Source organism: Vibrio sp. 10N.222.52.B12 (assembly GCF_002875385.1).
Lineage (GTDB): Bacteria > Pseudomonadota > Gammaproteobacteria > Enterobacterales > Vibrionaceae > Vibrio > Vibrio jasicida.
On the sequence record NZ_MDAW01000128.1, the window covers coordinates 1 to 8825 of the forward strand.

Consider the following 8825-nt stretch of genomic DNA (forward strand, 5'->3'; position numbering starts at 1 on the left):
AGGCGGCTATGCCGCCGCTTGAGATGATGCTTATCACGCCTTCTCAACCTTCCAGAGGCGCTTCGAAGCCAAGTATCCCAAGGCAACGGACTGCTTGGTGAAAGATAAAGCTGAAATGCTGGCGTTCTACGATTACCCTGCAGAGCACTGGGTTCATATCAGGACAACCAACCCAATAGAATCGATGTTCGCCACAGTACGCTTACGCACGAGCAAGACGAAGAACTGTGGAAACAGAAAGACTACGTTGATGATGGCCTACAAGTTAATGCGCAGTGCAGAGACGAAGTGGCGTCGTCTACGAGGTTTTGCACTCCTAGCGGATGTTGTGAAAGATGTTCGCTTCATCAATGTAGTGAAAGAAATGGAGACTCATCAACAGGCTACTGCATGATCTCCATACACCACATTTGACAATAGCTCGTTTACCCATCTACACAAACCGGCAATCATTGGCTTCCGTTACATTAAGCAAAGCTGAACCAACATCAACCACCCTTGCGACGACATTCCATCAGCCAGAAAACCATGCACTGAACCAAAGGGTAGGCTGCGCCAAAGGGATAAAAGGGAGCTGGCTGCGCCAGTTAAAAGGGGGAGTTTTGCTGCGACAACCCCCATTGTTTTTACGACAAAAATAAAATAAGCCACTGTTTTATATAGGCAAAGAAGTGTTGTTTCTTTGCTGTGTTTTTATGGTTTTTAATTCAATACTGTTTTTATGTAATCCAGAATTAGCTTTTCTTTTTCTGCCCCAATACGTGAGAACTCAATCTTTAGCTTGTTTCTATCTGGGCTTTGGCTAACTGTGGCATAGCAACCTTTTTTATCAAATAAAGCTAAAGACTCTTTCTTCCAATCCTTATTTTTCTTTTTTACATTCAATGCTTCACTAACAAATGACTTTAAATTTTCCAAAGTCAGCTTTTGCATATCATCAACAGATAACGAATCAGATGGAAGTTTTACTTCATCAACAAATCGCACCATAACATCTTCAATAACTAATTGACTTTTCTCAAGCTCACGTTGCAATTTTGCTAACTCTGAGTAATAAGCATTGGGAATGCCCTCGAAGTCAACAAAGACTTTACGTAAAGCGATTGACACATTGTTGGCTGCGATACGCTTTCTTAGTGACTCTCGACCAATAGATAAAGCACTCGCTAGCTCTCCCAGCTTCGCGTTTTTGACATCAATCCCTTTACGCTCAGCAACCTTAAAAAGGTATTGTGCGTGTTCAGGGTAGGACCATCTTTTAACTTCTTGGCTATCATTAATTATCGCTAAAATATCTTCGTCAGTTACATCACCTTGCAGCTCCCAAAGAGGTAAATCAACGCCTGCGTGCAAGCAAGTAAAACGGCGACGACTTGCATCTAGCAGTAACAGCCTATTTGAAGATTGACATCTGATGGCTACGCCCTCTTGATTTACTCCGTTTGCTTTAATGGATGAGTAAATATCACGAACAGCTTCAAGAGTAAGAGCTTCTTGATTTCGAGGATTTAATGGATGAATTCCTGTTTTAGATTCAATATCTGTACTTAGGACAACAATACGTTTTGCCTTAACCTTGCCGTTTAGAAAAGTTCTTGTATTGTCTGGTATCCCCTTTAATGACGATATTCCGGACTTAGAACTTGATGCTAGTAACTTTGATTTATTTGTATTTCGCATTTGCCAAGCTCTCCGTTACTTTGCTGCAATAACTCTAAGGTCGTTGATAAAATTTCTGTATACGTCTTTCACCGATGTATGAGCAGACTCATACTGTAACGAAGTGCAAGTACTCTCCGTCTTACGGATATCAAAAATTGTCCGGTTCATACTTGCAGCTTCTAAGAATAACGGGCTGTGCTTAATTGGCATGGTAAACATGTCACTGCCAACCGTTCTCAATAATCGCTCAAAAGTTTTCTTCTCTTGGCGATTGTTTTCGCTGTAATTAACAGGAAGCACTCGAAGCCATTTAATTTTCTCCCCTTTCGATGGCAATGACTGAAGAACGTCAGCAAGCGTCAACATGAAAGAGGTTGTACTAGCGTAGTCATAAGTTCTTGGCGTAACAGGAGTAATGATCATATCTGCCGCTTCAGCAGCAGCCCAAGTAATAGGGGAGTTCTGTGGCGGAAGGTCCAAGTAAATGATGTCATATTCCTCTTGAAGTATTGGCAATATTTTGCATGCAAAGTGCGTCAACAATTGCTCTCTTTTTTCTTTATCATTCATTTCCCAGTACAGATCAGTAAACTTTTCATCGGTAGGAAACGCAGTGACAACATCTAAGTTTGGAATATGAGTTGAGAAAGGGGCAGCTCGAACAATATCTTCAAATGAGTTTCCATTTTCTAGTAACTGAGCGACTTCACCATCAGGCTCGTGCTCTGTACAAACCAAGTCAGCAACAGTTAAAAACAGCTCATCCTGCTCATTTTGAACACTAATAATACCTCTGGCCGCCGACCCCTGAGGATCGAGGTCGACGATGCATACATTAGCATTCAAATCTAAATCTAATGCTGTAGCGACTGCTAACGTAACTGTAGTAGTTGATTTACCTGTACCACCTTTATAGTTTTTGACAGCAACAACCGTTGGATTGTAATGATCAGAAAACTTCTCAAAGCCATAATGCTCCATGAGTTGATGGACCTGATCAAGAGTAAACAGATGGGATCGGTTGTGGAAAATAGGCTCAGCAATAACTCCATCCTCAATAGCTTGGCTAATTCGCTTCAGATAGGTTGCTTTAGAAAGGCGAAAAATATCCTTACCGAGAGAGGTCTTTGTTATTGCGTGGTTATAGACAAGGCGATTTACACCATCAGGTAAATCTTCATCTGTAACACTAACCTGTGTGCTTTCTAACAATGCTTCCTTTAGTGAAGCATTGTCTGCATTCATACTTTCGCCAATTCTTTGGATTTGTTCAATGATCCCCACAATGAAGCTCCTTAATTCATCTAAGCTTTCAGTACTTTAATTTAAATCTATACCATCTTCAATTGTTTTAACCAATGAACGGTGTATTTTGTTGTTGTTGGTATATAAATTTCCACTTTCGAACAAAAAATAGCCGCAATCATAAGAGGGTTGCTCATTCTGTGAGCAGGAGGGAGTTTCATAGAATAGTGTGTGGTGTATTGCTTTAGCGAGGACGGTTTATGTTGCATGTATAACTTAGGTTGTTACTGGTCTAAGAAGTGGCCCCCAATTTTCGGACATGACTTTAAGTGATTGATCTGTTGTGATAGTACCCAGAAACATTGGAACAGATTATGACTAGAAAACGTAGAAACCACTCTCCTGAATTTAAAGCTAAGGTGGCATTAGCAGCAGCTAAAGGTGACAAAACGGTCGCTGAGTTGGCTCAAAAATACAACCTTCACGCGAACCAAATCTCTACATGGAAAAAGGAGTTGCTAGAAAATGCAGCTATGATTTTTGCTTCTGAAAGTCAGTTGAGCAAAGATAACACCGAAGAAGTGGACAAGCTTCATGCCAAGATCGGTCAGTTGACCATGGAAAATGATTTTTTGGCCAGAGTGCTCGGTCGTTAGACCGAGCCTAGCGAAAACTCTCGCTGGTTAAATCCACACCATTGCCAATTAAACGCCAATGTGAACTGCTCAATATTGCTCGTTCAACGGCTTACTATCAGCCTATCGGACTCTCCGTTGAGGAAATTGAATTACGCCGTATCATCGACGAAATTCACCTTCAGTATCTCTTCATGGGAAGTAGACGCGTTCGAACTGAGTTGGTCAAAAAGGGGCATAACGTTAATCGTAAGCGCGTCATTCGGCTCATGCGCGATATGGGCATTGGAGCGATTTACCCAAAACCAAAAACGACACTGGCAAACAAAGCACACAAGGCTTACCCCTATCTGTTGCGTAATGTTGAAGTCACTTACCCGAACCAAGCTTGGGCGATTGATATCACCTACATCCCAATGGCTAAAGGTTTCCTGTACTTAGTTGCCATTATTGACTGGTATAGCCGTAAAGTATTGTCCTGGCGGCTATCTAACACTATGGATACGAGCTTTTGTATCGAAGCTCTTGAGGAAGCGCTTAAGCATTATGGCCCCCCAGATATCTTCAACTCAGATCAAGGCAGTCAGTTTACTAGCTCTGAGTTCACACAGAAATTAACTGACCATGGTGTACGGATTAGCATGGATGGAAAAGGTCGCTGGGTCGACAACGTTTTTATCGAACGATTATGGCGTAGCCTGAAATATGAGGAGGTTTACTTAAAAGCTTACACGACACCGCGTGAAGCCGAGCTTGAAATCGGTAACTACATGGTGTTTTATAATGAAGAGCGTAACCATCAAGGACTCAATGACCTCACTCCTGATGAAGCCTACTTCGGCAGGCAAAGATACGCTGCATAAGCTGGATCAACCACTTAAGAAATTAGCTTATGTGTCCAACCATTGGGGTCCACTTCTTTCGAAAAAGGCAGAGCCGCTCACGTACGCCAAACAGTACAAAGGCTTTACAGGTAATGATCCGTATCAGTGCACTCTATGTGGGAATAGGATGGTGTTTACTGGCTTTACCATCGGTCCCCAAAATAATGAGTTGTTGGATAATCGCCGAATGAGTATGCGTGAATCACGGCGACTTCAAGTCGCAGCGTAGGATAAGTCCGTCTAAATTAAGTAAATCAGGCGAGAGAACGCTCAAATAGCCTATGAAATCGTCATATCTTTAACTCTCCATCAAAATGGAAACCTCTGAAAGAGTCATCTACTTAGGTTAAGTGCTTGATGGTTAGGATTGAAAATCCTAACCATCAAGTAACTGTTGAAGCTCAGCTTCAACAGCTTGTGCAATCAAATCTCTAGCCCCTTGACGTATCAGTTCAGTAAGTGGGTCTTGTGGTGTATTCAGTGAAACAACAGTATTATCAGTCATGCGGTGTACCTTTCTGTTAATCGTTCTGGCGAGAACAGCATCAACAGATTACACCGCAACTTCCTTTCTCTTCCATACACCAGAAATCAGCATAGCTCTGATTACTATCCTGCTAGGGGGCACTTTTCGTTTCAGAAAAAATAATATCACTGCCGAACGCGAAACATGCTTTCTGGCAAACAGCAAAGTTAACATTAGTTCCTAATTTTAGTAAAAACTCTCTAGCGCCTTTTTCAAAAAGGGCATCGCACATAGCATATCCTTTTTCAGTTAGGCCAAAGTAAAATTTTTTTGCTCTTGTTTCTCTATCTTGCCTGAAAGTACAAACCAAATTTTCATTCTGTACCATTTGAAGATGATAGACGAAGTAATCTTGAATATTTCCATTTGAGTTAGTACTTAAACCAATCCTTCTGAAGTCGTCAAATGTCATTAATCTACTAAATTTTTCATCTTTATTCTGGTGAGTGTATAAAGCATGCAACAGCTTTAAAAAATATTCAAAATTGAACGTTATCATTACAAACTCCATGTCTTTATTATCTTTAGTATTATCCTTTGGTAAGCATAACAACTAATTTAGTTTCATATCACTTAAAGGAACAGGTTTAGAAAAGTAATAGCCTTGCATTTTTTGCACTCCGTTACATTTCAGATGCTCAAATTGCTCTTTTGTTTCAACTCCTTCAGCAACTATTTTTACATCTAATCGATGCCCTAATTCTATGATTGTGTCTAAAACTGTAGAGTTTACTGTGTTTATTCCGATCGTATCGGTAAAGCACTTATCTATCTTTAGGTAATCAAAGTTAAGTTCTTGAATGACTGATAAAGATGTATGACCTGTACCGAAGTCATCTATTGCTATTTTTAACCCACTTTTTTTTAGCTCATTGAGAGTCTGTATTCCCGATTTATCAAGTAGTTGTCTTTCAGTTATTTCGGCTACTAGCTCAATGTCTAACTTTGAAAACTGTCTTTGATAATAAGTTAACTTAAGCAGGTTTTTATTACAAGCAAGATACGTTGGAGGTATGTTTACACTGATGGATATGTTGCCAGCCTTTTTGGATAAGGCGAGTTCTTTTAATGCCCATTTTAAAATATAGTCCGTGAGTTCATTTATCAAGCCTTTCTCTTCAGCAAGAGGAATAAAAGTATCCGGTCGGATTAAGCCTAATGTTGGATGATTCCAGCGCACAAGGGCCTCTAAGCTCTTCACTTTGCAACTACAAGCATCAACGATGGGCTGATATTCTAGATAAAACTCGGCTCTTCTTAACCCTTCCTGGAAATCTAAAAATATATTTCCTCTTTGTTTTGTTTTGTTTAATGTCATCTGTAATATTGAGAATATTATTAGTGTGATAATAGTACTTATTAATACAGCATGGATGATAGAAGTGTAAACAAAGCTTCTTTTTACCTCTATTAGAATTCTATATTTATACTTATTTGATCTTGAAATGTTATATATATAGTCTGAGCGAAACTTGGTACGTGCGGGATAACTTTTCCCTGCAATATCAACCATCATCTTAGAGATATTAGTTTCATTTATATCAAATAACCCTCCAATTAAATGATTTCTATCAATTATGGATATGATAATTCTACCTTCTCTATTCAATGCTGGGCTTATAAATGCTATTGTTCTTTCTGACGGCTTTTCGTCTATATCCCAAAAAATAAGATGGTGACTTAGGTTGTCGAATCTATTTTTAACATTGATGTTTTCTTTTATCTTTCCTCTTTTTGATGAACAGGTCGCGTGGTAGTTATCTATTACGACTAACTCTCTAATATCATTAGAATAACGGAGGTTATCTTCAATATTTTGGCAGGCATCTATGTTTTTTATAGCTAGAATAGTTTCCCTTTCTACATTTCTAATTACTTTGTCTATTTTTGTTATGTAGAGGTCTCCCATATTTTTTAGCTCTATTCTTATTATTGCTATTGAAATGGTAATTGATAATATTAAGAAAAATAAAACACCCCCCAAGTAGAGAGGGTTGCTTTTTGGGGGGTTGTTTTTTCCTGTTTCCATTCTTATCTCTCTGTTGTGGTACGTTTTTTTTATATTTTCTCAGGTTATGTCCATAATTTAGCCTAGCATAGTTTTGTTGGTTAGATAAATGTAAATGACAACATTAACACTACATTGACTATTTGTGACTTATGTTGAGTTTAGAAGGTCTTTTAAGCCCTGTTGTATTTTGATTGTGAGGGGCTCGGGTGAGTCTCAAAATGCAAAGAGTCTTTGACATTTACTCCAAGCATGAGCCGGTAGATCAAATTCTCAGCGGCTAAGGTCAGCATTTCCTTTTCCCCAGTCCGATGGTTGAGGTATTCAAGCGTCAGCTGACCGCCTTTACTGTACTGGTACAAGCGAGAGCCTGAAATTGGAGGCCGCATTGACTCATTAAAAATCAAACCCAACACTGACGGTTGCCTCATCTAAAATCAAACTCTAAGTAATAAATTTAGGTGAGTTATATGGGACATACAATGAGTTTAACGGCTCGTAGAGAGATGTTAGTGAGTATTCGACAACGCTATTTAGCAGCCAATCGAACAGAAAAAACAAAAAAACTGGGTAGACAATAACCGTGCTGAACGTGCAATTAAACCGCTGGTCATTGGCAGGAAGAACAGGCTCTGTGTGTCACGAAGGAGAAGCTATGGCATAAGCGGTAAAGCAGCATAGTGAAACCATGCTCTAAGTTGGATGGAGGTAGGCCCTCCGGTCAGGGCTTGCAGGAGTACTGACCAAACGACCTGATGCTGCTGGACTCTAAGGAATCTGGTGGTGAGCGTTTCAGGAAAAGGCGGAGATCTACCGTCACGTACGATCTGGAAAGTCGAACGAAAGTGAACTGTACGATGAAGCGTCGAAATGTTTGGTGATGTCAAAAAGGGGTTGTGTAGCCGCCCCCTGATTAGTGTAGAGGACACCTGTTTACTGTCTACATGGCATCCGGCGTTAAGGCAGCGAGAGTCCAGATTAGGCCAGCTTAGGGAACGTGAGAACCTGTACTCAGCACGTATCGGAGTACAGGGGCGGACATGCTCGTAGTAGTGATGAAGATGCTGTAATGGCGTGGGAGCGAAGGGGCATGGGTCACCGAATTGTACGAAACACAACTCAAGAGAGGATGGTGTTTTGCCACAAGGAAAAGCATTTGAGATCCCCAAGGCTTTGGTCTGGCAGTCGTATCAGGATGTGTGTCGGAATAAAGGTGCAGCCGGATGCGACGGACAAACGATAAAGCAATTTGATGAAAAACGGGATAGCAATCTGTACAAAATCTGGAATCGCCTGAGTTCAGGATCGTATTTTCCACCTCCGGTGCGTGAAAGACGTATACCGAAGGAGGATGGTTCTGAGCGAACATTGGGCATTCCGACGGTCAGTGATCGTGTAGCACAGGGAGCGGTGAAACGCTTTCTAGAGGCGCGACTTGAGCCGATGTTTCATACCGATTCCTATGGGTATCGTCCGGGAAGATCAGCTCATGATGCACTAAAGCAATGCGAGAAACGTTGCCGTACTCGCAGTTGGGTACTTGAAGTGGACATTAAGGCATTCTTTGATCACGTCGATCACGACCTGATTATAAAAGCTTTGAAACACAACCAAATGCCTGACTGGGTGATCTTGTACTGTACCCGCTGGCTGAGAGCACCGATGGTCAAATCTGGACAAGAAGAGGAAGTGCAGGAGCGTACCCGAGGAACACCGCAAGGAGGGGTGATCTCGCCCTTGCTAGCCAACCTGTTTCTGCATTATGCGTTTGATAGTTGGATGAGCCGAACAAATCGGCATATTCAGTTTGAGCGTTATGCGGATGATTTGGTGTGCCACTGCTCCAAGCGGCGGCATAGCCGCCT

The 8825-nt window shown here is 41.0% G+C and carries 7 protein-coding genes and 3 pseudogenes; 4 read left to right on the forward strand and 6 right to left on the reverse strand.

Annotated elements, in window-relative coordinates:
* Nucleotides 1–22: 22 nt before the first annotated feature.
* Nucleotides 23–394, forward strand: a pseudogene (locus tag BCT11_RS16980) (transposase); the annotation flags it as partial.
* A 308-nt stretch (nucleotides 395–702) separates the two neighbouring features.
* Here the strand turns inward: BCT11_RS16980 and BCT11_RS16985 are convergent.
* Both BCT11_RS16985 and BCT11_RS16990 read right to left on the reverse strand, forming a co-directional pair.
* On the reverse strand, nucleotides 703–1680 hold the full coding sequence (locus BCT11_RS16985; RefSeq protein ID WP_102388808.1) for a ParB family protein: 978 nt from the start codon (nucleotides 1678–1680) through the stop codon (nucleotides 703–705).
* A gap of 15 nt (nucleotides 1681–1695) precedes the next feature.
* A complete protein-coding gene (locus BCT11_RS16990) occupies nucleotides 1696–2946 on the reverse strand; it encodes a ParA family protein (RefSeq protein ID WP_102388809.1) in 1251 nt (416 codons plus the stop codon).
* 335 nt (nucleotides 2947–3281) lie between these two features.
* On the opposite strand from BCT11_RS16990, the pseudogene BCT11_RS16995 reads away from it, so the two are divergent.
* Together BCT11_RS16995 and BCT11_RS17000 are read left to right on the forward strand one after the other, a co-directional pair.
* A pseudogene (locus BCT11_RS16995) lies at nucleotides 3282–4405 on the forward strand (IS3 family transposase).
* Nucleotides 4406–4466: 61 nt separating this feature from the next.
* Nucleotides 4467–4655: pseudogene (locus tag BCT11_RS17000) on the forward strand (IS91 family transposase); the annotation flags it as partial.
* A gap of 147 nt (nucleotides 4656–4802) precedes the next feature.
* Here the strand turns inward: BCT11_RS17000 and BCT11_RS28520 are convergent.
* From BCT11_RS28520 to BCT11_RS28395, 4 genes are all read right to left on the reverse strand, one after another.
* Nucleotides 4803–4931 carry a hypothetical protein gene (locus BCT11_RS28520; protein ID WP_277869652.1) on the reverse strand — a complete coding sequence of 43 codons (129 nt, stop codon included), beginning with the start codon at nucleotides 4929–4931 and terminating at the stop codon, nucleotides 4803–4805.
* Between the two features lie 112 nt (nucleotides 4932–5043).
* On the reverse strand, nucleotides 5044–5451 hold the full coding sequence (locus BCT11_RS17005) for a hypothetical protein (protein ID WP_102388810.1): 408 nt from the start codon (nucleotides 5449–5451) through the stop codon (nucleotides 5044–5046).
* A 54-nt stretch (nucleotides 5452–5505) separates the two neighbouring features.
* A complete protein-coding gene (locus tag BCT11_RS17010; RefSeq protein ID WP_102388811.1) occupies nucleotides 5506–6981 on the reverse strand; it encodes an EAL domain-containing protein in 1476 nt (491 codons plus the stop codon).
* 152 nt (nucleotides 6982–7133) lie between these two features.
* A complete protein-coding gene (locus BCT11_RS28395; protein WP_347231048.1) occupies nucleotides 7134–7391 on the reverse strand; it encodes a transposase in 258 nt (85 codons plus the stop codon).
* 706 nt (nucleotides 7392–8097) lie between these two features.
* On the opposite strand from BCT11_RS28395, the gene ltrA reads away from it, so the two are divergent.
* Nucleotides 8098–8825: group II intron reverse transcriptase/maturase (ltrA, locus tag BCT11_RS17025; protein WP_102388812.1), on the forward strand; the 728-nt coding region annotated here is incomplete at its 3' end.

Excerpts from the sequence above, each read along its gene's own strand:
- BCT11_RS16985 (WP_102388808.1), bottom strand. The coding sequence starts at position 1,680 with ATGCGAAATACAAATAAATCAAAGTTACTAGCATCAAGTTCTAAGTCC.
- BCT11_RS28520 (WP_277869652.1), bottom strand. The coding sequence starts at position 4,931 with ATGACTGATAATACTGTTGTTTCACTGAATACACCACAAGACCCACTT.
- BCT11_RS17005 (WP_102388810.1), bottom strand. The coding sequence starts at position 5,451 with ATGATAACGTTCAATTTTGAATATTTTTTAAAGCTGTTGCATGCTTTA.
- BCT11_RS17010 (WP_102388811.1), bottom strand. The coding sequence starts at position 6,981 with ATGGAAACAGGAAAAAACAACCCCCCAAAAAGCAACCCTCTCTACTTG.
- BCT11_RS28395 (WP_347231048.1), bottom strand. The coding sequence starts at position 7,391 with ATGAGGCAACCGTCAGTGTTGGGTTTGATTTTTAATGAGTCAATGCGG.